Source organism: Paraburkholderia sp. RL18-101-BIB-B (assembly GCF_046026985.1).
Classification (GTDB): Bacteria; Pseudomonadota; Gammaproteobacteria; order Burkholderiales; family Burkholderiaceae; genus Paraburkholderia.
In genome coordinates, this window is record NZ_JARESV010000022.1 from 76,712 (window position 1) to 101,352 (window position 24,641).

Genomic DNA, 24,641 nt, shown 5'->3' on the forward strand with positions numbered 1-24,641 from the left:
AACCAGTTTATGTACCGTGCCCGAAAAGATCCGCTCGATGACTCGCAAAAACTGGCAGCCAGTTGTGAGAAAGAAAATCACTCTATTTACGCATAGTGCAGACTGCGAAGTATTTTCAATCTCCGGTAATTTTTTGAGTAAAGCGAATGAGTGGGTCTTTAGTTTTCGGAAAAAAGTGCATACATCGAGAGGCTTTTTTATAAAGGCACAAATTTCGGAAATCCGAATAACAATTTGCTTATACAACCCGTCGATCCGCATTTTTTTTCGCCACGTCTTGATTCACGTCTCTGACATATGCAAACGATAGATTTTTCTGGCTGAGGCTCAGAAACGCTCAGCACAAGCAGCTCCAATTTTAGATCAGGGGTAACAGAACAGATCTGAGACGTTCAGTTCAGGAGCAGAGATTTCAATTCTGTTTGTTTTCTGGAGATATGAAATGAAAAAATGCAGACTGGTTCAGTCTAGCATTACATTAGGATTACTTACCGGCTCTATACTCTTCCCAACCCTTCAAGTAAGCGCAGCACCTCAAAGCAATATGGAACTGTTGCCGACCGGCCAGTTCATCTCCCCGAGAGCCATTCCGGGCGCCGTCCAGCAATTGCTGAATCCGCAGCTTTCGGCCAAGTCGACCCAAGTGGTCAGCGGTGCCATCAAGTCGCAGCTCAGCCCGGACGGCAACACGTTGGCCGTGATCACCGCTGGCTACAACACCGTCTACACGGGCGCCAACAACAGCACGCTGGACAAGGCTGACTCGACCCAGTACATCTTCATCTATGACGTGTCGGGCGCGAACAAGGCCCACCCGATGCTGGCGCAAGTCATTCACCAGAACAACGCGTTCGACGGTCTCGCCTGGAACGGCAACCAGACCCTGTACGGCACCGGCGGCGCCGACGACAAGGTCTATGTGTACAACCGCGCTTCGGCTGCCCCGTCGGCGCAATGGTCCCAGACCGCGGCCATCGCACTGAACCACACGACGGGTATCGGTTCGGGCGTCAAGCCGAACGCTGGCGGCCTCGCTGTCTCCGCTGACGGCCGGAACCTGGTCGTTGTCAACAACTACAACGACTCAATCTCCATCATCGATACGGGCTCGAACACGCTCGTTTCCGAATACGACCTGCGTCCGTTCAACACGTCGGGCCAGCAGGGTGTCGCCGGTGGCGAATACCCGTGGGCGGTTTCGCTGAAGGCCGACGGGACCGCGTTCATCTCGTCGGTGCGTGACCGTGAAGTCGTGGTGCTGAACCTGGCGAACCCGGCCGCGCCGCAATTCATCACGCGCATCCCGGTGAAGGGCAATGCATACGGCATGGCCTTCTCGCCCGATCAGTCTAAGCTCTACGTCGCCGTATCGAACACCGACCAGGTCGCCGTCATCGATACCGCCAGCCACAGGGTTGAGAAAACGATCGACATCGCCAGCCAGAATGGTGACGGCAACGACCGGGGTAGCGGCAATAACAAGAAATACAGCGGCCGCGATACGGTCAACGTGACCGTTTCGAAGAACGGCAAGACCCTGTATGCGGTCAACAACGGCGACAACTCGATCGCTGTGATCTCGCTCACCGGCGAGAACGGCTACCACGTCAACGGTCTGATCCCGACCGCCTATGCGCCGAAGGACATCACGCTGAGCGCCGATGGCTCGCAGATGTACCTCATCAACGGCAAGTCGGTCACGGGCCCGAACCCTCTCTATACCTCGGGTACCACGGCCCAGTACCAGTTCGGCCTGGAACAGAGCAGTCTCGTCAGTGCTCCGGTCCCGACGGGCGATGTGCTCGCCCAGCTGACCACCCAGGTGGACGAAAATAACCACTACTCGGAGAAGGAGTCGGATAGCGATCGCGAGACGATGCACTTCTTGCGCGCTCGTATCAGGCACGTGATCTACGTCGTGAAGGAAAACCGCACGTTCGACCAGATCCTCGGCGACCTCGGCAACGGCTCGAACGGCGATCCGACGCTGACGATGTACGGCAAGGCCACCACGCCGAACTTCCACAACATCGCCAGCAACTTCGTCACGCTCGACAACTTCACCGATCCCGGCGACGGTTCGATGGACGGCTGGTCGTGGGTGCAGCACGCACACGTCACGCCGACCGAGGAAGTTTCGCAGCAGGAGAACTACGCCGGCGTCAGCCGCGGCATGGCGTATGAATCCGAAGGCGACAACCGCGGTCTGCCGGTTGGCCTCCCCACCACCGCCATGCGCGACTTCGCCACGAATGGCAGCTTCACAAGCGCCACGTCGTCGCTGCCGGGCGGCGCGGCCAACGCGCTACCGGGCAGCGCCGACGTGTCGGTGCCGGATGCGCCGTTCGGCTACCAGAAAGCGAGCATCTACGACGCGGTTCTGCAAGCAGGCGGTGCGGTCCGCAACTACGGCGGCATGGTCAACAACGTTGGCTCGATCGGCACGATCGCCAACCCGCTGCTCAATCCGGCTGGTGCCAACATCGTCCAGGCTCATCCGCTCAAGCCTTCGCTCGTCAACCTGACGGACCAGTACTACCGCGGCTTCGACCAGGCCTATCCCGACACCTTCCGCGAACTCGAATGGAACCGCGAGTTCCAGCAGTACGTCGCGAACGGCCAGCTCCCGTCGTTTGAAGTCGTCCGCATGGGCTCCGACCACACCGGCAGCTTTGCCCAGAACGTCGGCCAGATGGGTTCGGCTGAGCAGGAAGAAGCCGATAACGACTTCGCAGTTGGCAAGCTGGTCGAAACCGTCGCGCACAGCCCGTATGCGCGGGACACGCTGATCGTGGTGGTCGAGGATGACTCGCAAGCCGGTTCCGATCACGTCGACTCGCACCGCTCGCCCGCTTACGTCGTCGGTGCGTACGTGAAGAAGCACGCCGTCGTCAGCACCGCCTACAGCCAGGTCAACGCGCTCCGTACCATGGAAGACCTGCTCGGTACCCAGCATATCGACCTGAACACGGCGTACGCGCGTCCGATGTCCGACCTCTTCGACACGAAGTCGGACGGTTCGTGGACCTACACGGCGGTCGCTTCGACGATTCTGAAAAACACGAACGTGGGCAACGTGGCGAGCGGCACCGACGGCAACCAGTTTGCCCAAGGCGAGGACATTCATCCGCTGCATGACGCGACGTACTGGGCGAACGCGACGAAGGACTTCGACTTCTCCAAAGAAGATCGTATTCCGCCGGATCTGTTCAATCGCGTGCAGTGGAAGGGCGTGATGGGTGACAAGCCGTATCCCGTCCCGCACTCGATCTACTCGAAGGCCGCAGCCGACGGTTCGAAGTCGGTCGCCGCTGTCGACGACGACGACGATTAAGCAGGTCGTCGCGTGGTCCGGTTCCAGTGCATCGGGCGGCCTTGCACTGCCTGATGCGCGAGATCCGAAGTAGCCAGTCACGGCGGGTCGCTGTCCCAACGGACGGCCACCCGCCGACCTTCTCACTACCGTCTCCAACAATAGCCAGCACCGCGTGAAGCCAACGAACGTATCCAGGTCCCGAACCGCAATTGCCATATCGGCGCTATTTGCCGCTTTGTCATTCCCCAATTTGGCGAAGGCTCAACAAGCTCAACAGGAACAGCCTCAGCAAGCACAAGGTCAACAGACGCCAACCCGGCAGACGCAACCCGCGAGCACGCTCGGCGAGATTTCCGTCACCGCTGCGACGGCCGCGGCCGGGCGCGACCATAACGTCAACGACCCGTATCAGGTCACGGGCGTCAGCAAGACGGGTACCGCGCTCGGCGACCTGCCGATGAGCGTGCAGGTCATTCCGCGCGGAATTCTCGACGAACAAGGCGTCACGTCGTTGCAGGAAGCGATCCGGAACGGCAACGTGTCCGGCGTGAACTATGGCGGTACCGATTCGAAAGGCTTCACCGACCACTTCATGATCCGCGGCCTGCAGGCGCAGACCTATGACGACGGCTTCTCGGACGGCGACCAGGTCAACGGCCCGACGCATTCGCTGCTGGGCGTCGAGCGCATCGAAGTGCTCGAAGGACCGGGGTCGGCGCTGCTCGGCAGCGGCCCTCCGGGCGGCGCGATAAACCTGATCCACTACACGCCGTCGGCGCAGTTCCACTGGGGCGGCAATATCCAGGCCGGCTCGTTCGGTACCGTTAACGCCAGTGGCTACGTCACCGGTCCAACCGGCATCGACGGACTGAACTATCGCGTGGACGCCGGCGCCGGCCGCTCCGACGGCTACCGCGACCTCGCATCGTGGAACAAGGAAATCCGTCCCGATCTGCAATGGAAAATCGGCGACCACAAGATCGAGTTCTCGATCGACGCGCAGGACTATATGGCAACGCCCGACTCATACGGGATGATCTATTACAAGGGGGCGCCGATCCGCAATGTCCCGTTCGACGCCAAATATTCGACGCCGTTCGCGAACGCACACGGCAACGATGTACGCGCCACGCTCACGGACGAGTGGCGCATCAGCGACTACCTGACGATCAACAATCGTTTGTCGTACATGCACCACACGCTGGACTTCTACAGCAACGGCGACAGCACGCACGCGAAGGTCAAGGGCAACACATTCACCGGCCGCCAGTTGCGTGATCAGGACGATTCGCTCAACACGCTCGACTACCAGTTGGAGCCGGTCTGGAAATTCTCGACGGGCAGCATCCACCATACGCTGCTGACGGGCTTCGAATACCTGAACCAGGATCTCAACACGGTGAAGGCGACGGCAGACCTTCCGGACATCGAGGACATCTTCGCGCCGGTTCCGACGGAAACCTCCATCGCAAGCCTGCATTTCCAGTGCGCGCCCTCTCACTCGTGCCAGAACGACCATGTGTACGCGAACTTCTACAGCATTTACGCGACCGATCAGGTGGACGTGACGGACAAGTTCAAGATTCGCGCGGGCGTGCGCAAGGACTGGTTCGATACGTCGCTGACCCTGAACCCGCTCCCCGGCGAGCCGAACCGTACCGCCAACGACGGCATCACGCTGGTTCAGGGCAATACGTATACGCGCAACGATGCGCCGACCAGCTGGAACGCCGGCGTGCTGTACAAGGTCACGCCCTGGATGACACCGTATTTCGGCGTATCGCGCAGCTACCTCGCGAATTTCAACTCGGAGAACGATGCGTTTTCCATCGGCCCGCCGGAATCGGCGTTGCAATACGAGCTAGGCGTAAAGTGGTCGCTCGACGACGGGCGCTACGTGCTCAACACCGCGCTGTTCGACGTGCAGCGGGAACACGTGGCGACCCCGTTCGGCGACGACCAGATCGCGTTCGATTCGCAGCGCACGCGCGGCGCCGAGGCCTCGCTCGACGCGGATCTCACACCGAACTGGCACGTGTACGCGAATTTCACCGCGCAGCACGCGCGTATCACTTATAGCCCAGACACTCCTGGCGCAGTCGGTACGGTCCCGCAGGGCGTGCTCGCCTATATGGCGAACCTGTGGACGACGTATCGCTTCAGTCTCTTCGGCAGGGCGGGCTTTCATGCGGGTGCCGGCATCAATTACATGAGCCGGATGTCGAACGGCTTCGCCAACGGCTACGACTGGGCGCCTGCCTCTTTGATCGAGAACCTGCAGTTCGGCTATGCGGAGCCTCACTGGGGGGTCGATCTGAACATCGACAACGTCACCAACCAGCGCTACTACATCGCCACCAACGTGGTCGGCGCCTACCTTGGCGCGCCGTTGGCCGCCTACGTTTCCCTGCATGCGGATTTTTGAGGAGGATCGATCATGTCGATGGACATCCTGTTACGCGTCGCCGATCATTCCGGCGGCGTGCTGTATGTGATCGCCGCGCTGCTGTTCGTCTCACTGACCGTGGTCATCGAGCGGCTGTGGTTCCTGCATCGTGTCGCGCGCGATGCGCACGCGGCGCTTGCCGAACTGGACCATCAGAAGACGCTGAACGCGAGCGCGCTCGCGGCCTGGGCCCAACGGCACGACGGGCTCCCGACGGGCAGCGTGATCGCAACCGCGGGCCGGCTCGCCGGACGCGCCGATCGCGACACGCTCGCCGCGAGCCTCGAGGAAGCAGTGATGCGCGAGGCTCCCCGCATCGACCGTTTCCTGTGGGTGCTCGATACCGCGGTCACGCTGGCGCCGCTGCTCGGCCTGTTCGGCACGATCGTCGGCATGTTCGACGCGTTTCAGGTGCTGTCGAATCCGGGCAACGCGCCGATCCAGGTGACGGGCGGCGTCGCCGAGGCGCTGATCGCGACTGCGTCGGGCCTGTTCGTCGCGATGATCGGACTCGTGTTCTTCAATGCCCTGCATAATCGCGTGCGACTGGTCGTGCATCAACTCGATACGCTGAAGACCGCGCTCGTCAATCGCCTGACGAGCGACATCCCGGATGTCCAGGTCGCGCGGGAGGCGGAAACTGAAACCCCCCACGGGGTGATCGGGTCGCTCGCCCGGCGGGGAGCATAACGTGAAGTACTTTGAGGCACGCAAGGCGCGCATCGAGATCATTCCGATGATCGACATCATGTTCTTCATGCTGGTGTTTTTCATCATGATCACGCTGCACATGATTCCGAACGCGGGCCTGCGCACGCAGCTGCCGTCGGCCGCGAGCGCACAGAGCCTGCCTCCGCCGAAGGTGACGGTGACGCTCGCGGCCGACGGCAGCGTGTCGGTCGACGGCCGCACGCTCAGCACGGCCGATCTGACCGCGCTGCTCGCGAAGCGCCCCGATCCGGCGCATACGGTGGTGACCATCGCGGGCGCGAAGGACGTGCAGTTGCAGAAGCTCGTGAACGTGATGGACGCGTGCCGCGCGGCCGGCGTTACGCAGGTGTCGCTGGCCGCGCAACCGGAAAAGGTGGACTGACATGTCGTCGATGCCGACCGTCGCGCAGCATGCGCCGCACCCCGGCACGCGCAAGCCGCTCTATATGTCAGCCACTCTCGCGCTAGCCGTCGAGGCGCTCCTGCTCGCGGGCGTCGGCGCATGGCTGACTCATCCGCGCATCTCTGCGCCGAGGCGGCCCGAGCCGATGACGATCACGCTGGCGCCGCCGACGGCCCCGGCGCCGAAGCCCGCGCGCATCCCCGGGCGCGAAGTGTCGAAGCCGGTGCCGAAACCGGCCGTGGAGCCGCGTCGCGCTCCAGCGGTACATCAGGCGCGCGTCGCGCACGCGGCACCGCCGAAGCCGCAGCCGGCCGCGCCGATTCCGGCGCCGAACACCGCGCCCGCTCAGAGCGCCGCGCCGGCCGAACCCGCGTCCCCTCCCGCACCGCGTCCCGCGCCAGCGCCCGTCCCCGCTCCGGCCCGCCCCGAAGCGAGTTTTGATGCCGCGCTGCGCGCCGCGATCGAAGCGGCGCTGCGCTATCCAGAATCGGCCCGCATGGAAGGGGTAACCGGGCGGACGCTCGTCCGGTTCGTCTATCGCGACGGCGCAGTGTCCGACACACACGTCGTGACGTCCAGCGGCATGGGCCTGCTCGACCATGCCGCGCTCGCGGCCGTGCGCGACGCCGTGTGCCCGCCTCCGCCCCATGGGCTCGAGGGCAAGAGCCTGCCCGAGCAGCTATGGGTCGATTTCACGCTCGACAGTAAGGGGTGAAGACTATTGTTAGGTCGTTGGACCAATGAGATCGCGCCGTTCGTCCACTGTGCATGACCGTATGCGGAATACAACGTCGGCCTCGAAAACACATCGATGAGAAAGAAATCGCATGGCATTGCGCCGCGAGACGCGCTAACGCCGGCGGCCGGGTCCGGTCCATTTCGTCCGGCATCTTCTCCTGCCGTGGCGGCCGATACGGCTCCCACGAAAGTCAGCGCCATGAACGGGCCAAAGCACAATTCCGAAATTCGATCGACAGTATCGAGGACCGGTTCGCGCGTTTCGACATCTTCCGGATGCGTCATACCAGTAGTGCACATGATTTCTTCATGGGCAGATAGCGCATGGTCATACTGGTTGGCGGCCGAACTGGCGATCACTGGCACAGCACCAAATTTGCTGCCAACGTCACGGGAGCAGATGGCCTCCTTGCGCCGACCAGGGAGAACCCGAATTTGGGTTGTGCCTCGGCGCGCCACATTTGTCAGTATGGTCTGGCGCGATAGGGGCAACGCGCTGAGGCGACTGGGGGTGGTTGCGGCAGTCACCGGTTTGGCTGACTCGAAAGTGGATTCGATCAGCGTAACGCGCTCCCGATGCTCCAGGAATTGGACCAAAGTTGCATTGCCGCTTTTTGTTCCGCAGCCTACATTATGAAAGGAACTCCGGAAAGTACCTGAACCGGGACTCGCGAAGACAGGAATGGCGAAGACAGAGGCGAAAAAAGACCGGTCCGTCATCGTGTTCATAGCGGCGGAAATGCCGGCCAGATTCGTTCGCGGCGCTTCGGTGGCGCCGACTTTCAATTCGCTCGACTCCGGGACTCTGAGCGAATTGCAGCCGCCCATCCATGATTTCTTCTGAAGGAACCGGAGAGTCACCTCAAAGGTCTTGAGGACCGGCACTAGTCAGTCGAATCTGAACGTGATCGTCCGCAATGGTCGACGACTCGACTAGCATGATCGTCGGGTTAAGGTCCGTTGTCAGATGCAGACCGGCGATTCCCGCCGGATCTATCGTGCCTCAACAGGAGCGAGAAATGAAAGCAATCAGGACATTCAAGCTGATGGGTGGCGCATTGATCGTCGTGGTATCCGTCAATGCGTGGTCGCAGACTAGCGAATCCGCTGCGCCGTCGACTCAATCCAGTATGGCGCCGTCAAGCGGAGGAAGCGCGAAAGCCACCAGACAGGCGAATCGCGCACTCAGCAAGAAAGTGCTTGTCGCGCTCTCGAAGGGCGGTGTCGGCACGTCCAGAATCAACGTAGTTGCGAAAGGCAGTGCAGTGACGCTCGTGGGAGCCGTCACTGACGCGACCCAGATCGACAAGGCGGGAGAACTAGCGAAGGGGGTGTCCGGCGTCACGTCGGTGAAGAATTCCCTGACACTGAAAGAAGTGGGTCAGTGATCCTTCCTGATCAGGTCGGCCGGCGGGGGTTAATTTCGCAATAGTAAAGGCTGGACCTCCGTGCTCACCCATGCAGGGTTGATGGCTAACCTCGCACCGCAGGTGCACGAAGGTTAGCAAGCTCGATATCTGAAGTATTTTTGGGCACGTGCCCGGGGCCGGCAGGATCAGAGGATGCCGGCCTCCGCCATGCCAGAGTGAACTCCGCATCGCGAGCCGGTCAGGAGGAGGTGAGCATGGAAACCATGGTGAAGGTGCCTGGGAAAGCCAAGGTCAGGGTCAATAACGTCGCGGAGGATGTCCCGGCTCCTCGCTCCCGGTCAGAGCGACTTGCCGCCGGTCGAGCGTTGCGCGATCGGGTGCCGCGCAACAGCCACGCCGACTGGACACCATCGGCACAGCGCCGGGACCCCATCGAGATACTGGAAGAATCGAACCTGGATCGCTTGCCGGAATTGGTCCCGATCCGCTATGGCCGTATGCTCCGCAGTCCCTTCACGTTCCTGCGCGGCTCGGCGGCGCTCATGGCCCACGATCTTGCGACTACCCCAAGTACAGGTCTTCGAGTGCAAGCCTGTGGAGACTGCCACCTGTTGAATTTTGGCCTGTTTGCCACCCCGGAGCGCAATCTGGTCTTCGATCTGAACGACTTTGACGAAACGCTGCCAGCGCCTTGGGAATGGGATCTGAAACGGCTGGCCGTCAGTTTCGCGATTGCTGGGCGCGATAACGACTTGCCGGATGCGGATTCCCGGAAAGCCGTCCTCGAGTGCGTGCGCGCATATCGGGAACGCCTGCGGGAGTATTCCCGGACGAATCCTCTGGAAGTCTGGTACACCCGCCTGGACATGGAAACCCTCATTGCGATGGCGCCCGATGAAAAGGTCAAAAAATACCGGGAGCGACTGGCAGAAAAAGCCCGCCAGCGTGTTGTCGAAAACCTCTTTCCCAAGATCACCGGCGAAGTGGCTGGACGACGCCGCCTGGTCGATCAACCGCCGCTGCTCTACCACGTCAGTGACCCGGGCTTCGAGGAACGGGTTCGTGAGGCACTCGCCGACTATCGCCGGTCGCTGTCCGACGAGCGCCGTGTCCTCATGGATCGCTACCACCTGGAGGACTTCGCCCTGAAGGTCGTGGGTATTGGCAGCGTCGGCACCCGGTGCTTCATCGGGCTGTTTTTCGACGAGGAAGACCATCCCCTGATGCTCCAGTTCAAGGAACAGCGCCGGTCGGTGCTCGAACCCTATGCGGGAAAGAGCCATTATGAAAATCAGGGGCAGCGCGTCGTCATGGGACAACGGCTGATGCAGTCCTCCAGCGACATCTTTTTAGGGTGGTTGCGGGGACAGCGAGGCTATGACTTTTTTGTGCGGCAGTTGCGGGACATGAAGATGTCGGTTGTCCTCGATGAAATGACCGCCGCGCAGCTCAACCGCTATGCCCAGTTCTGCGGCTGGACCCTGGCCCGCGCCCATGCCAAGTCCGGGGACGCCACGACCATCAGTGGCTATCTGGGCAAGGGTGACACCTTTGACGAGGCCATCGGCGCGTTCTCCCTCGCCTATGCAGATCAGACGGAGCGCGACCACGCAGCGCTGGTGAACGCGGTACGTGCAGGCCGACTGGAGGCTCTCGTTGAGGAGTAGCCGTCCTGCACCACTCACACGCGACAGAGCGTGGCGAAAGACTTGTCGTGGCAACTTGACCAGCCCGACGTGCCGCCGGCTCAATGCCTTTTCACAGTCCTTCATGGGCAGCTTGCGGTTGCTTCTCCCGGATCGGTCCAATGGATGTGGTGCGTAAGCGGCCGGCGATCCTGTCTTGAGTAACGTTGAAGGTCTTGGGAGCATCGTGTGCACTTAAATAGGTGGACACGTGAACACTATCGAAGAAGACGTGCCGGTTGGAAGGCGTCAGCGCCGGCGGGTCTCGCGATACCGCGATCGACATTGGGTGCGTGGGTCGGTACTCGCACGAACGCGAACGTGCGACACGTCTCGCCTTGCGCAGACAGTCGCCCTGTTAGCACCTCAAATCGAACATTCCGGTTTACGCCGGCCCGGACGAATCCCCCACCAATGGTCAGAGTCCATTCGGGGTCGCCGTCCATGCCGGTCTGCGTTACTGGTTACACGGCCTCTACACGAGTACCGATGCGAAGGCCGTGTTCAGAACAGTCACGTGATTCAGGCTGCTCCTTACAGGTAAGAACTCGCGTATTGTTGCGGCAGCCCGTCGATACGGCATCTGTGCCGAGAGCTTCGCTTCGAGCGCAATCAGCTCACCGGTCGCGCGCTCAGGAACATACTCTGTCATTGGACTATATCGCATATCCAACTGGCAGAAAGTCTCGCACAGGCACGATATGATCCGGCCACTTCGGAAAACGAACCGTGCCGAAGACAATAAGTTCGTCTATTGCGCGTAATTCACCTTCAGTGCCGGCAAAGTCGGCATAACCTCGAAATACAACTCTGCGCTAGAGCGGATAAGCAAAGCAAACGAATCCCTATGATAGTGTCCAAAGGTCATGTAGACAAAGCCAAAACGGTAGTCGACGACAAATCGGCACTCCACGTACAGATCGTCCTGACACGTGTATTCCATAAACTGCCCATTGGTAGTCGCGTTTGCTGCTGCCTGATTATGCGGGAGAGCACCAACCGTCTTCGCGGCGTATCGAATGAAAGGAGCACTGACCGCGGACGGGGCATCATCCTTGTGCGGCAAATAACCGTGCTCATTCTGATGTACGGACCGCGCATCTTCGACAAAAGGGAGAAAGGCATTATGTTGGATGCGCATCGCTTTGCGAACCTTTTGGAGGAGAGCGTATGTCTCTGGTTTATTCTCCAGACATTCATCATGGAAGATCGGTATTACCTTTTCGGCATGGTGGGCGTCAAGGAGCCTTAGCGATCCGTTGTAGTGCTTATTGCCACATTGATTGAATAAAGCCCTCAATCCAGATGGAAACTTGCCAGACGCGTTATCTTCCACTAAAGAAACCGGTTGAAATGGCACAAAACCCTCCTCTTTCAAATCAATAAAGTTGATTGTGATCTTGCGAAGCGTCTTATAGGCATGGACCTTCGAGGCTGCCGCTGGTGCCGCGTACAACAGGTTTCCTTTGTGACCCGCACGAGCGCATTTCCGTTTTCCGTTTTAACGCCGTGATGGTGAGTACTTACGCTCGATGGGCCGAACAAGATGCCTACGACCACAACCACAAGGACAGCTGGCACGCCGACCCACCAGGACAAGCCGAAGTCGTGGCACTTCCATAGGATCGTCAGTGCGGCCAACCGTCCAGGCACAGAAACCAGCAACGTCCATGCGGGCAGTTTGCTCGCGTCTGTGTTTTGGTTCATGTGTTCCTTGTTGCGCGGCGGGCCGCTTTTCCGATTACCCGGATTTCTTTATTGACTCTCGCTCCGGGGCGGGCTTGACTGCAACAGTGGATCTAAAGGGGACATCAAAGGAAAATTCGTAGCCCGTCGCCGCCTTCAACGACGCAGTGATGCCCGTTCCAGACGCACCCTTCCGAAAAATTGCGACGCGCCATACAGATCCCGTGGATCGGCAACGGACCTCATGAATGTCCTGTTCAACCGTGGCGTTGTCGTGCATTAGGCCAGGGAGAATATGGCGAGTGTACGATGCGCAACCAGTGAGTTCGACATCCATGCGATTCCCATTCGAGTAGTCGTACACAAGCGAGCCGATTGTTCCGTCCGAGCTGAAAGAGGTGGTCAGGCGAGAAAATCCCGCTCTGCTATCGCTCATTTCCACCACATTGAACGCGCCGGTCATCTCGGGCGCAAAGTTCTGTCCCGATGGTGTCGGAGAGGAAGGGTCGATCGCGCAGCTCGCCGCGAGCATAGAGAGGGCAAGCATCGCCCCAACCCGGAGGAAACCCTTTCTAGCCTTCTGCATGTGCTAATTTCTCTTTAATGTGTCGTCGAGTAATTCAATCGATTTGATACAGCGAACTCTGCGCATTTCCGGCCCACGACCGTCTATTTGGCTAATCATGCGAATTGCATGAATCTGCTTCGAACGTGGAATCTGCATCCAACGATAGTTAACGGCATCCACGCATCAATCTTTATCAAAGACCCTGTCGAATGTCGCGATGGCTTCCCATCGCTCCCGCCGAGTCACCTCCAGATACGGGGCAACGTGATCCAGATCGGAATGCCCAAGCAGAAACTGCACCGTGTCGAGCGAGTCGCCCTGCGCAACCAGGCGGCTTACAAATGTCCTTCGTCCACTATGGCTGCCATGACCAGCACCGAGGCCAGCGGCACGATACCGTCTCTCGCAGAGTTTGGCGCACGCACCGCAATGCTCATCTCATGAGGCATCATTCACTTATGCAAGGAATATGGTGGACCGGTGCGCCTCGGCTTCGTGCAGACGTCATCAGGCTTTGACCTCTTCGCCGGTCACCTTCTGCGTGATCGCCGGCGCCTTTAGCGCGCTGACCGGCTTCAGCAGATTCAACACCTCGATCAGCCGTTTATGGATGTCGGGATCGTGGTGCGCCGCCTGGGTGATCGCCATGTGATGCCCGATCGATTCTTCCAGATCGGCTGGACGTTTGCCCCGGGCATCGGGATAGGCCAGATCGGGCAGCGCCGCCAGCGACCACGGATTCTCGATGATCGATTCGATCGTGGATAGAAACTCACTGCTCAGTGTGGCAAGCGGATCGGCATCACTGGCGTGCGCCGCGAGCAGATTTCGCAGCACGACGGCCTCCTGAGCCGCGGCGCTCATGCCCTGTCCGTAGACCGGATTGAAGCGACAAACCGAATCGGCGATCGGAATCAGTCCGCGCGGAAAATCGCCGGTGGTGTTGAAGTGACGTCGACGGCTCTCAGGGAACGCAAACTGTTCGATGTGGCCGTGCAACGTTGCGTCTTTGATCGCGTCGTACACGCTGGAAGTCGGCAGGCTTGCGGCGTAGGCGGTGAATGCATCGCCGTCGGCGGGCGGCGTATCCGCGCCCCGTCCTCCGAGCGCCGCGAACCAGTTGCCGTCTTCACGCAGCAGCAAAAGACCCATGCGGCTTTCTTGCGGCGCCCTGGGCATGGTGATCACGACTTTCCTCGCGGGAGTCGCGTCAGGCGGAATCGTACAGACGGCAGTCGAGTAACCGAAGTCCACGCCGATCACGGTCTCCTCCGGCATCGGGCGGGCGGTGGATTTAAGGAAGTCCAGCGTGGGCTTTCCGCGACCGGATGCGTCGACGACGAGGTCAGCGGGCAATACTTCGAGCTTGCCGTCGCGGGTCTTGTACGCCACCGAGGCGACCGCGTTGCCATCAGGCGTGGCGCCGATGGCAACGACACGGCATTCATCGCGAAAGACGACGTTTGCGCGTTCCCGCACACGACGGCGCACGGCAAGCTCGAGCAACGGGCGCGTCATCGTAAAGGTGGCGACACCGAGACTGCGCACCGGCAACGGTTCCTGCCCCGGATACTCATGGCATACCTCGAGACCGGAGTCGAGCGAGTTGGCGCCGGCCTGCACGAGTGTGGAGGAAAAATCCGGAAACAGATCGCACAGCGCCTTGAGCCCGCCGGCAAGCAAGCCATGCGGATGCTCACCCTGCGGTACACCGGGCCGCGGTGTCGCGTCCGCGGGAAGGACATCCCTTTCAAGCACGACGACTTCCCTGAAATAGTCGGCCAGAACCTGTGCGGCGGGCAGTCCGCCCATTCCCGCGCCAATGACAACTGCTCGTTCACCTGAATAACGATTCGACATCGTAGCTCCTGCAACGGTAATCGGAGATAAGGCACCACCTCGGCGGAACGCTGCATCACAGAAATTCTTGCGAGCAGGGAGTCCGCAATCGGCGACATGACTTGAAAACAGCCGTGGAAGAGCGTTTATTCCGAATGCCGCCAAGGGCTCGATGGGGCTGACCGCACCCGCTCGTCGGCGCACTATCGCGGCTAGCCGTCTCTTTCGAGCAAGCGCATGCGCAGTTCGAGATCAACCAGGTCTCGCGCACCTGCAAGGTACTCATCCCTGCGGTGTCGTTCAGCGCGCTCGAATGACAGGCCAATGCGTTCGAGAAGGAAGGCAATGAACATGACGATCTCCGTGAAATTGTGTTTGAGTCGACGCCGCGCTGCGGCAGCGTCGACGAAATCGGAATCGCGTGGCGCATGGATGTGCGACGAAGCGCGGCTCGTTGATGGGGCATCGAAAATGCCAGGAAGGAGCCGAAAGTGATCATGATCACCTCCGGCCCAATGGCTAGTCGTTTTGGGCAAACCGGACGGCGTCGACGACAAGTGCTCTGCGCGTTCTGTTCGTGTTCGGATAGTGATCCGTTTGTCGCGTGCCCCTAACGGCGTCGACGAAACAGGTTTCGCTTACTCCTTCGTCATACTATCGATCGAGTATCGTAGGAAAGTTATTACACGTCACGTTTGGGTTGACGTTTGTGCAATATCCGATTGAATCCCAGTCCGTCCGCGTCGCCCGTCAATTCCAGCTGCAACGCCGTCAGTAGACGTTGGACAAGGCATCCAACAGTTCCGCGGTCATCTGATCCAGCAGGCCCTTGATCGGGGCGTAGCTCGTGTGGGCGAGATGCAATCGGTCGTTGAATGTCGCAGCGCCAATCACCTGCTCGCCTACCAGACCGACGGCGATCGACGGTCCCCAGACTGCATCGAGGACCAGCGAGCCAAACACTTGCGGCAGAGTGACGACACCCAGATTTGTCACGGCAGCGTCACCAGCGAACACATTCACAAAGATTGTTTTCGCTTCGGCGGTCTCTTTGACTCCGGCCAGCGCATCATATTTTGCAAGCACTTCTTCCGCCAACATCGACGGTGATTCAAGGCCGGCGAAACTTTGCCCCAGGTGACGTGCCCGGCTCCACAAATCAGCGTTCGCAGGACCGTCATCGGCGAGAACGACGGCGCTTGCGCACATGCCCAGGTGGTCGCTGTTATCAAGCAATCGACGTCGCAGATCAACGGGCGATACTATGCGCATCGGCTCCCCGCATGCCTCGGGAGCCAAACGATAACTCGCTCCAACCAGTGCCGCCACCAGCGCCGATTGCACGGACGTTCGCTCGGTCCTCGCCCGTTCCCTAAGTTTGCGCGTTGTATCAGAACTCAGGCGCAGCATCTCAACGTGCGGGGTGGATCCGTCCTGGTATCTGAATACTTTCGGCTGCCGCGCAACCGCCGTTGCTTGTTCGGTTGCTTGTTCGGTTGCTTGTTCGGTTGCTTGTTCGGTTGCTTGTTCGGCTGCTTGTTCGGCTGCTTGTTCGGCTGCTTGTTCGGTCGCATGCGTGAGCGCACGGCGATACCTGAATTCCACGAGTCGCTCAACGGATTCGCTCTCCCGGCTACGCAACAGGTCCTGTCCGGACACTGCGCGCAAGAGGTCGCCCAACAGAAACGTGAGTGACACCCCGTCGCTGATCGAGTGGTGCGCAACCAGCACGACAATCGAACGTTCCGCGCTGTGCAGCAACGTGGCTCGCAAAAGTGGTGGATTCGTTTCGTCAAACGGCTGCGCGAGTTGCGCCGCGACCTCATCGGTCCATCGGGATCCGTCATACGAAACCACCTTCAACGGAATAGACCCGTGTGGTGATGGACGGAACACGGGAACGCCACCACTATCACGCTCGATTCGCGACCACACCAGCGGCGAATGGTGTCCCACCAGATCCAGTCCATTGCGCCATTGGTCGATACGCGTTGGTCCGGTCACCTCACCTGTGATAGCGAAGTGATTCGGGTGATCCTGGTTCAGCAGGTAGAAGAACTTTTCCATCGCGCCTAACGGACGTTCGATGCCGGATGCAACTGGTTTCATCAATGAATTCATACGGATCTTCCATTTGGTGGTCGGTTGCCGCCACCCCTTGCGCCATTCAGAGAGACGGTAGGGTCAGCAGGCCACGCCTGCATAAAGAGCTGATTTGCTATCTGGCGCTGCATATGAAAGAACAGTTAACCCGTCTCTCTTATTTCATGCTCTTGGCAAATAGCAGCACGCGAAGCAGATCGGTCACCGGTGACACCATCAGGACACGATTCGCCGCTGCTGAAGCAGGCGTTCACTGGAATGAAAGCCCTGGCTTCTCGCCGAACAGATGCCGGGGCAACGCGGTAATCACCGGCAAGCCGCGGCGGTCCGAGAGGACAAGGCGCGATGCGAGCCGAACAGCTAATCCTTCGCTTCGCGACATCGGCAACGCCGGTCTCGCATGTGCGCGCTGCGACATTGCATAACGCCTCGCGCGCAATCCGATGCACGCCAGATCATGGGTGTGTGCTGTTTGAGAGTTCCAATACGTGGCCTTCCTCACTGACGCGACGGTCGAGCGATTCCGCGTATGCACCGGAACGTGCGACCAGCAAAGGATCACTGGACCGCGCGATTCCGTCGGTAAGGATCAACGGGTTAAAACTGATGTCGCGGAAGGATTGGTCCGGCAAGAGGGGCAATTAGCGCCAATAGCTTTGATCGCCATTTCCTTCAGCGATCTGTCGAGCCTGTACGCAGTTCTTATGGCGCGCGGTGCGTCGAGAAACGCCGGTAGTTACTTGAATTCGCGTGCGGAATAGATCCGCGCTCTCGCCTGTTATTCAATAAGCAGACTCTTCGAAGTGAGTCGGCGGCACAAAGCACCACAACAGAATGCCGACGCGCCGCCGCACCTCACGGCAAGGTTGTGTTTTCCCCATGTTCGATCAAATGTTTGGAAAGGATGAAGATTGAAAACAGATCCAGGAATAGTGATTCCCTATAGACGCGGGCCACCAGGTTCTCAGACAGTTCGCGCACCTTTTCCTCATTCGCGAGTTACCTGGTGCTCGTCGTCCGATGTTAACGGGCACGTCGATGCCGTTCGCTTCTGACCGTTCGTTGCGGACAGATCGGCTTGTCGACGAAATTCACGCGGCTAACGCGTCACCGCGCCGGCGGAGCGCCTATTACGAAAGGCATATAGGCGAAGGTGCTTCCACACACCATGAAGCGCAGTCCACCGTAGTCGAACCGAATCTTTCTGTATTCGTCATGCAACCTTAGATGCGTTCCTGTCGAACGTGGCGAGACTCTCGCCGGTCCGACGCAACCGAAACTGCGCCAATACTTCCGCAAGGGGATTCACATGAAGACAGCACTGTTACTTGTCGGTGGAGCGATCTGTATGTCTGCCTGGCAGGCGAACGCCGCAGACACCAACTCGAATCCGTCGCCCGCAACGTCAGAGACCTTGATCACTTCACAAGGTCCGGATTTCTCTGGCCACTCCATGTCGGGCGGCGCTGCCGTTCCCCTTGCAAAAAGCCGGGCCGACATTTATCAAGACCTCGTGCGCTCGAAAAATAACGGCGAAGCGGCGCACATCCAACAGCTTTACAGAGGAACTCATTGAATCTACGACACTCCCCCCGGCTGTCCGACACAACGAGGACCGAAGGCCGATTACTACCTGACCTTGCACGCCAAAAGCGCGCTTGGCAAACGGGTACTAGTCTTTCGGCCCCAAGTTTGTCGGCTCCCAGTCGGCGGGTGATGAGCTGAATCAGGTACGTTGCAAACTCCGGTCCTGGTAGTCGCGTTAAGTCGGCGCAGAGGCCGAAAGGAGTTCGCAGTCGCTCCGGCAGCGTGCCGTGCAGGTCCGCCGGTGGTCGGGCGAAAACAGGCCGATCTCCTCCAGCATCGTGCCGGCCCCTACCTCAATTCCGATCTCCAGCAGTCTTCCGCTCGTCGCCATGGAACGTGCGTCTGGATCGCAAGCGCACGATCTTGTCCTGCAGTCGGATTGCCTTTACTTTCAGCTCAGCGAGTTGCGTATGGTCAGCAGTCTCCAGCGCGTTCAGATACCGCCGGATGCTCTTCATGGACAGTCCGTGTCGCGGGGGCATCACAGCCAGGCGGGTGACATTCAAGTGTTATGTAAAACATGACAAGCAATACGTAATAAATATGATGCCAACCGATTACTTTTTTTTGCGGTAATATTCGTCCCTTCGTTTTACACATAAAAATAATTGATGTGCTCTCCGAGGGAATATAACGATCCATTTATCTCGATCCTGGAGGGGGGTGCCATGCAGTTTGGAAGAAACTTCAAGGTAGTAACGCAGTTGATCGCGGGATTTTCTCTCGTGATCTTTCTGATGGCTTGTCTTGGTGGGTTTTCCCTTTACAAGATGAATCAGGAGAACACTCACGTTGCCGCCCTGCGCGACAACGCATTGCCTAGCGTACGCACCAATCTGGAGATGCAGTTGGCTATTCGCGGCATCCGGGCAAGTCAGCTTCTTGCCGCCACCGCAACGACGCCTGATGAATCCCATACTGCAGAAGATCGCATCAATACGGCGCTGGCCCACTACCAGAAGGCATCTTCGGAATACGCAACTCTGGTAGATAGTCCCGAGGAAAAAACCGCCTACGCCGACATTCAGACGCTGATGCCGAAGTTTCTCGATCTCAACAATCAGGTTCTGGAACTCGTCAGACAGGATCGGCAGGCCGATGCGATGAGCCTGCTGCGCAAGAAGTCGGACTCGATTCGAAATGCAATCGAAAAAGACATCCAGACCATCGTGGATGCCAATACGGCCAGCGCAAACGACGAAGGCAAACAGGCCGGTCAGGATTATGCGCAGGCGAAAACGCTAGTTTACAGCTTGATGCTGGCAGCGGCCGTGGTCGCCATCGTGGTTGCCCTCGTCATCGCCTTTGGTGTGGCAAGGCAACTTGGTGGTGAGCCTCGCGACGCAATGGCACTGGCCAGCGAGATCGCGGCGGGTAACCTGCGCGCCACCGTACAGCTTAAGCCGGGCGACCACTCAAGCCTCATGTACTCGCTGAGCACAATGAGAGACCAGCTTGCGGCCCTCGTCCTGCGGATCAAGACCGCCAGCGAGTCGATTACGGTCTCCTCAGGCGAGATCGCGCAGGGCAATACCGATCTCTCACAGCGGACCGAAGAGCAGGCCGCCTCTCTGGAGGAGACCGCATCGAGCATGGAACAGCTGACCAGCGCCGTGCGCCAGAACGCAGACAATGCGATTCAGGCGAGCCAGCTGGCCGGTACAGGCTCGGGCGTCGCGCGACGGGGAGGGGAAGAGATTAGCCGTGTTGTCACGACGATGCACGAGATCGCCGAAAGCTCCGGGCGGGTTGCCGAGATCATCAGCGTGATCGAGGGGATTGCGTTCCAGACCAACATTCTCGCGCTCAATGCGGCGGTCGAGGCCGCCCGTGCCGGCGAGCAGGGGCGAGGGTTTGCCGTCGTCGCGGGAGAAGTCCGCACGCTTGCACAGCGCAGTGCCACTGCCGCGAAGGAGATCAAGGATCTGATCACCGAATCGGTCAGACGCATTGATACCGGATCGAAGCTCGTTGAAGACGCGGGCCGGACCATGACTGAAATCGTGCAGGCAGCCGGGCGCACCACGGACATCATGAGTGAGATCGCAGCGGCTTCCGAGGAGCAGAGCACCGGTATCGGACAGGTCAATACGGCCGTTACCCGGATGGATGAAGTGACCCAGCAAAACGCCGCACTTGTCGAGCAGGCCTCGGCCGCGGCCCAGTCTCTGGCGCAACAGGCGGAGGGACTGCGTGACGCGGTGTCCGTCTTCAGCGTAGACGACCATGAAGCATCCCATGCGACTGTCCAGCCACTCGAACGGCCCCGAACGGTAGCCAGAAGCGCGCCATCCATCGCAAAGGCTACGTCATCGCAAAAGCTCGTGCGAGCCGAGCGTACCGGCGACAACACGGCTCTGGCTGATAGCGGCGCCGATGACTGGCAAACGTTCTGAGCGAGGCCTGGAAATGCCAAGCGACACCGGCGTTCTGGGAGAAATGACAGGCTCGTCACCTCCAACACAACAACTATCAGCAGGCTGGAGGCACAGGCGATGATTCTTGGAAAGTTTCTCGACTCTGCCTTGTCGCGACTGACCGGGTCACTTCGTGCCGAAGTCACCCGGTCGTTCCGGCTGGGCATTGAAGATACCCTGTCGACGATGGACGACCTGCCCTTGCCCGCCGAATATCACTCATGAGCGCTGGCCTGATGGCTGTCGCCCTCCTCGCGATTGCATGCAGCGCATTCGTCATCCGCCGAACCAAGAGCGTTCGACACAACGGGGAATCAATCTCCGTCAGCCAAAGACGCTCTTCCGGACTTGAGACCGGCAGTCGATGGGTTCACGCGGACACCTTACGCTTGCCCGCCATCCTGACGATTCGGAACACTTTCAGCAATCAACGCGCGCCTGAATGCATCCCTTGCGCGCAGCCGTTCGAGATACGCGAACACTTCCGGTGGAAAATCGTCCTCTAGCCCGTTCATAGCAGCAAATATGAGCGCATATCCAACCGAGATATCGGCTGCCGTAAAGCGGCCACCGCACACATAATCGTCTTTGGAAAGAATTGCCCTGATTGCCCGAAGCCGCCCGAAGAAAAAACGCCGGTAATCGTTAGCCACCCGAGGCGCTCGAGTTTCCTCGGGTTCGAGGCGCGTGTATCGCATGTAAATGGCGATCGGAAACGTCAGTGTGGCTTCACCGAAACTCAAAAAATTAAGGTATCGCGCGTACGTTGGGTCCGACGGCAAAACGGAGAAGCCATGGGTTTCGTCCCGATCTGCCAGATACTGGCAGATCGCGCTGGACTCCGTCATGATCACGTCTCCGTCAATGAAACACGGGACGGTTCCTAGCGGATTCAATCCCAGGTACTCCCGCGCCTTTACCCGCGGAGGAAATGGCAGGACGTGCAACCGATAAGGCAACTGCAATTCCTCAAGCATCCACAGCGGGCGAAACGAACGCGATCGGGCGCAGTGATAGAGGTCGATCATGGTCAGTGATTATTCGTTGCGAAGCATTGGTCCAGGCGCGTCCGCTCGAGTCGTGCCCGTGCGCGTCGAGGGCGCCGCTGCGGCCCATTCGCGTAAGACAGCCTTTGCAATCTTCCCGATTCCGATGCGCGGTAGGCTCTCGATAAGCAGAACCTCACTGGGCCCTTTGAATCTTGCCAGGTTTTGCGCACAATGCTCACGCACCGCTTCGGGCAACAGTCGGGTCTGCTCCGGACCAAGGTCCGGACTTGCGACAACGTATGCGACGACCACCTCGTTATACATTGCACAAGGCTTACCGACGACCGCGACCTCTTTCACAGAAGGCAGCCTTGCGATGGTCGCCTCGACTTCCGCTGCTGAGACATTCTCGCCGCCAACCTTAATGATGTCTTTCTGCCTGTCGGCAAATTCCATCCAGCCATCGTTGTCGAGCCTGACCCGGTCTCCTGTTCTAAAATAGCCTGCCGAATCGAACGACTCTTCTGTCGTGCGTTCGTCGCCATCGTACTCGCTGAAAATTGAGAGTCCGCGACGGCCGCCAACGAGGAGACTTCCTGTTTCACCCGCTTTAACATGGCGCCCCTCGTCGTCCACCACTCGCACCTGGTATGCTTGACTCGGTCGCCCGATTCCGCCGGTCAATTTTCCGTGACTGGGCGTCGATACGATGACCTGGGTCAACACCTCAGTCATGCCCCATCCAGCCACCATCGAAACACGGTAAAAGGATGACAAGGCGTGGTCGTGTCGGGAAGTTACCCAGACGCGAAAGTTGTGGTCGGGTACCGGCTCGGCTTTCAACGCTGCCATGGTGAAATGCACCTGAGAGCCTACGCTCGCCCTATACCGCAGCGCGCTGTCCCAATAGCGGCTTCGGGAGAATTTTGGCTGAAGGACGACTGTGCCACCTGCCCACATCGTCGAAAAAAAGCACCAGGACAGGCCAACGACATGAAAGAGCGGAAGAAAGAGCAGGTGAATATCGCCGTCCTGCAAGCGCTGTTGCCGGGCGTTCAGTTCCGCTGCCCAAAGGATATTGGCATGCGTCCAAACAACACCCTTTGGTCGAGAAGTAGAACCTGTGGTGTACATCACCGATGCTTGCGCCAAAGGATCGGCCCGCCTGCGAGGCAGAGGCCCGGCATACAGTCTTGAGAAGTCAAACACCCTCTGAGCCCCTACAGCACTCTCAGCGCCTTCGGCCTCAGCATTCACTACAGCAATCCAGGCAAGTTGGGGGCAATGCTCTGCGAGAAGTGAAGCGAGATGAGACTGGGTCACCGCGCAAACAGCGCGCGCAGCGGTAACCAGGTATGCGAGTTCGGGTCCCGCTGCTAGCGCATTCGTTGCGACGCACACCGCGCCAAGCCAGGCGCACGCAAAGCGAACCAGCACTGCCTCTGGACAGTTCTCCATGTGGACAACGACGCGATCGCCTGCGCGCACTCCACGGGCAGCCATACCGCCCGCGAGACGCTGTACGTGGTCAAGAAGATCCGCATAGCTGTACGTACGACCTTGACCTTCGAAGGGATCCCATATGAGGAAGGGATGATCTCCTCGACGTGCAGCAAGCTCGACCAGCCATGTGGCGATGTCATAACCGGCATAAGGGTTCGTAACGACGTCTTCAGTATCGGAGATGCTGGATGGGGCCATACTGCTTTCTCTCTGTCATCGGGTGGTTGTGACGGTAAGTTCGCAAGTTGTCAGACGCTGCGCAGGCTTGATTCCGGAAATGCCAATCGTGATTGCGCCTGGTCATACTCGTGCCTCAGCCGCTCTATCAGTTTTGCTGCAGGTACGATCTGCTTTACAGCACCGATTCCCTGGCCTGCGCCCCACACGTCCCGCCACGCTTTGGCCTTTGCATTGCTTCCCGATCCAAAATTCATAGTTGACGGGTCTGACTCAGGCAGGCCATCTGGATCAAGTCCTGCTGCAACAATGCTTTTGCGCAGATAGTTGCCATGCACACCCGTAAACAGATTCGTATAAACAATATCTGACGCCTCGCCCTCGACAATGGCATCCTTGTAGCCTTCGACGGCGTTGGCCTCCTCCGTGGCGATGAAAGCACTGCCGACATAGGCAAGGTCGGCACCGCTCGCCTGCGCTGCCAGGATCGAGTTGCCGTTGGCAATTGCGCCTGACAACAATAGCGGGCCATCGAACCATTCTCGAATTTCCTGCACAAGAGCGAACGGCGAAAGCACGCCGGCATGACCACCCGCGCCGGTTGCAACTGCGATCAGTCCGTCTGCGCCCTTCTCGATTGCCTTACGTGCAAACACGTTGTTGATGACATCGTGAAAAACAATTCCTCCCCACCCGTGAACTGCGTCATTGATCTCTTTCCTCGCTCCGAGTGAAGTGATGACAATCGGGACCCGATATTTCTTGCAGACTTCCATATCCGTGTCGAGACGATTGTTTGATCGATGGACAATCTGATTGACCGCGAACGGTGCCGATGGTCGCTCCGGATGATTCCTGTCATGCTCCGCCAACTCGGTTGTGATGCGATCGAGCCATTGCTCGAGCACCCCTTCAGGTCGTGCATTGAGCGCAGGAAAGGAGCCGACAATCCCGGCTTTGCATTGTGCAATGACGAGATCAGGGTTCGAAATGATGAACAAAGGCGAACCGACGACTGGAACGGAAAGCCTGTTATGCAGAATGCTGGGAATAGCCATACACATACTCCGTCGTAAAACGATTTTGGAAAAATACCGATGCAA

At 59.1% G+C, this 24,641-nt stretch carries 19 protein-coding genes and 2 pseudogenes; 11 read left to right on the forward strand and 10 right to left on the reverse strand.

Going from position 1 to position 24,641, the window contains the following annotated elements; all coding sequences use genetic code 11:
• Positions 1 to 544 precede the first annotated feature (544 nt).
• The 7 genes from P0D73_RS27260 to P0D73_RS27290 all read left to right on the forward strand — a co-directional run bounded on the left by P0D73_RS27260 (position 545) and on the right by P0D73_RS27290 (position 10,651).
• Positions 545 to 3,334, forward strand: coding sequence for a bifunctional YncE family protein/alkaline phosphatase family protein (locus P0D73_RS27260; protein ID WP_408433489.1), 2,790 nt, complete (start codon positions 545 to 547; stop codon positions 3,332 to 3,334).
• Positions 3,335 to 3,551: 217 nt separating this feature from the next.
• On the forward strand, positions 3,552 to 5,741 hold the full coding sequence (locus tag P0D73_RS27265; protein ID WP_408433491.1) for a TonB-dependent receptor: 2,190 nt from the start codon (positions 3,552 to 3,554) through the stop codon (positions 5,739 to 5,741).
• A gap of 12 nt (positions 5,742 to 5,753) precedes the next feature.
• The gene (locus P0D73_RS27270) at positions 5,754 to 6,452 is read left to right on the forward strand and encodes a MotA/TolQ/ExbB proton channel family protein (RefSeq protein ID WP_408316203.1); all 699 of its coding nucleotides are present in this window, start codon (positions 5,754 to 5,756) and stop codon (positions 6,450 to 6,452) included.
• A 1-nt stretch (position 6,453) separates the two neighbouring features.
• Entirely contained in the window at positions 6,454 to 6,855 is a 402-nt protein-coding gene (locus P0D73_RS27275; RefSeq protein WP_408178629.1) for an ExbD/TolR family protein, read from the forward strand.
• 1 nt (position 6,856) lies between these two features.
• Positions 6,857 to 7,591 carry an energy transducer TonB gene (locus P0D73_RS27280; RefSeq protein ID WP_408316205.1) on the forward strand — a complete coding sequence of 245 codons (735 nt, stop codon included), beginning with the start codon at positions 6,857 to 6,859 and terminating at the stop codon, positions 7,589 to 7,591.
• 1,042 nt (positions 7,592 to 8,633) lie between these two features.
• The gene (locus P0D73_RS27285) at positions 8,634 to 9,002 is read left to right on the forward strand and encodes a BON domain-containing protein (RefSeq protein ID WP_408291998.1); all 369 of its coding nucleotides are present in this window, start codon (positions 8,634 to 8,636) and stop codon (positions 9,000 to 9,002) included.
• 236 nt (positions 9,003 to 9,238) lie between these two features.
• Complete coding sequence (locus P0D73_RS27290) at positions 9,239 to 10,651, forward strand: DUF2252 domain-containing protein (protein WP_408316207.1); 1,413 nt, start codon at positions 9,239 to 9,241, stop codon at positions 10,649 to 10,651.
• 323 nt (positions 10,652 to 10,974) lie between these two features.
• On the opposite strand, the pseudogene P0D73_RS27295 reads toward P0D73_RS27290, so the two are convergent.
• The 3 genes and pseudogenes from P0D73_RS27295 to P0D73_RS27305 all read right to left on the reverse strand — a co-directional run.
• Positions 10,975 to 11,433: pseudogene (locus P0D73_RS27295) on the reverse strand (ISKra4-like element ISBte2 family transposase); the annotation flags it as partial.
• Positions 11,421 to 12,125, reverse strand: coding sequence for a hypothetical protein (locus P0D73_RS27300; RefSeq protein WP_408291994.1), 705 nt, complete (start codon positions 12,123 to 12,125; stop codon positions 11,421 to 11,423). The gene P0D73_RS27300 and the pseudogene P0D73_RS27295, both read right to left, overlap by 13 nt.
• Positions 12,126 to 12,410: 285 nt before the next feature.
• Positions 12,411 to 12,941 (reverse strand): hypothetical protein, encoded by a 531-nt coding sequence (locus tag P0D73_RS27305; protein WP_408316209.1) that lies wholly within the window; start codon positions 12,939 to 12,941, stop codon positions 12,411 to 12,413.
• 108 nt (positions 12,942 to 13,049) lie between these two features.
• Here P0D73_RS27305 and P0D73_RS47005 point away from each other — a divergent pair, with 108 nt between their 5' ends.
• The gene (locus P0D73_RS47005; RefSeq protein ID WP_427482132.1) at positions 13,050 to 13,367 is read left to right on the forward strand and encodes a hypothetical protein; all 318 of its coding nucleotides are present in this window, start codon (positions 13,050 to 13,052) and stop codon (positions 13,365 to 13,367) included.
• Positions 13,368 to 13,430: 63 nt separating this feature from the next.
• Here the strand turns inward: P0D73_RS47005 and P0D73_RS27315 are convergent, their stop codons facing one another.
• The 3 genes from P0D73_RS27315 to P0D73_RS27325 all read right to left on the reverse strand — a co-directional run bounded on the left by P0D73_RS27315 (position 13,431) and on the right by P0D73_RS27325 (position 16,883).
• Positions 13,431 to 14,783, reverse strand: coding sequence for an FAD-dependent oxidoreductase (locus P0D73_RS27315; RefSeq protein WP_408316211.1), 1,353 nt, complete (start codon positions 14,781 to 14,783; stop codon positions 13,431 to 13,433).
• A gap of 191 nt (positions 14,784 to 14,974) precedes the next feature.
• Complete coding sequence (locus P0D73_RS27320; RefSeq protein ID WP_408316213.1) at positions 14,975 to 15,115, reverse strand: DUF3563 family protein; 141 nt, start codon at positions 15,113 to 15,115, stop codon at positions 14,975 to 14,977.
• 418 nt (positions 15,116 to 15,533) lie between these two features.
• Positions 15,534 to 16,883, reverse strand: coding sequence for a phthiocerol/phthiodiolone dimycocerosyl transferase family protein (locus tag P0D73_RS27325; protein WP_408433495.1), 1,350 nt, complete (start codon positions 16,881 to 16,883; stop codon positions 15,534 to 15,536).
• A gap of 1,291 nt (positions 16,884 to 18,174) precedes the next feature.
• Between P0D73_RS27325 and P0D73_RS27330 the strand changes: the two genes are divergently transcribed.
• A complete protein-coding gene (locus tag P0D73_RS27330; RefSeq protein WP_408182940.1) occupies positions 18,175 to 18,441 on the forward strand; it encodes a hypothetical protein in 267 nt (88 codons plus the stop codon).
• 324 nt (positions 18,442 to 18,765) lie between these two features.
• Here the strand turns inward: P0D73_RS27330 and P0D73_RS47010 are convergent.
• Positions 18,766 to 18,907 (reverse strand): annotated as a pseudogene (locus P0D73_RS47010) (IS5/IS1182 family transposase); the annotation flags it as partial.
• A gap of 213 nt (positions 18,908 to 19,120) precedes the next feature.
• Between P0D73_RS47010 and P0D73_RS27335 the strand changes: the two are divergent.
• Positions 19,121 to 20,848, forward strand: coding sequence for a methyl-accepting chemotaxis protein (locus P0D73_RS27335; protein ID WP_408316217.1), 1,728 nt, complete (start codon positions 19,121 to 19,123; stop codon positions 20,846 to 20,848).
• Positions 20,849 to 20,947: 99 nt separating this feature from the next.
• Positions 20,948 to 21,094 (forward strand): hypothetical protein, encoded by a 147-nt coding sequence (locus tag P0D73_RS27340; RefSeq protein WP_408316219.1) that lies wholly within the window; start codon positions 20,948 to 20,950, stop codon positions 21,092 to 21,094.
• A 158-nt stretch (positions 21,095 to 21,252) separates the two neighbouring features.
• On the opposite strand, the gene P0D73_RS27345 is transcribed toward P0D73_RS27340, so the two are convergent.
• From P0D73_RS27345 to P0D73_RS27355, 3 genes are read right to left on the reverse strand one after another with little or no spacing between them, the layout of a single operon-like run.
• A complete protein-coding gene (locus P0D73_RS27345; RefSeq protein WP_408316221.1) occupies positions 21,253 to 21,897 on the reverse strand; it encodes a glutathione S-transferase family protein in 645 nt (214 codons plus the stop codon).
• 9 nt (positions 21,898 to 21,906) lie between these two features.
• Positions 21,907 to 23,559, reverse strand: a complete 1,653-nt coding sequence (locus P0D73_RS27350; RefSeq protein ID WP_408433498.1) for a class I adenylate-forming enzyme family protein — start codon at positions 23,557 to 23,559, stop codon at positions 21,907 to 21,909.
• Between the two features lie 50 nt (positions 23,560 to 23,609).
• Positions 23,610 to 24,596 carry an NAD(P)H-dependent flavin oxidoreductase gene (locus tag P0D73_RS27355; protein WP_408182932.1) on the reverse strand — a complete coding sequence of 329 codons (987 nt, stop codon included), beginning with the start codon at positions 24,594 to 24,596 and terminating at the stop codon, positions 23,610 to 23,612.
• Between the last annotated feature and the right edge of the window lie 45 nt (positions 24,597 to 24,641).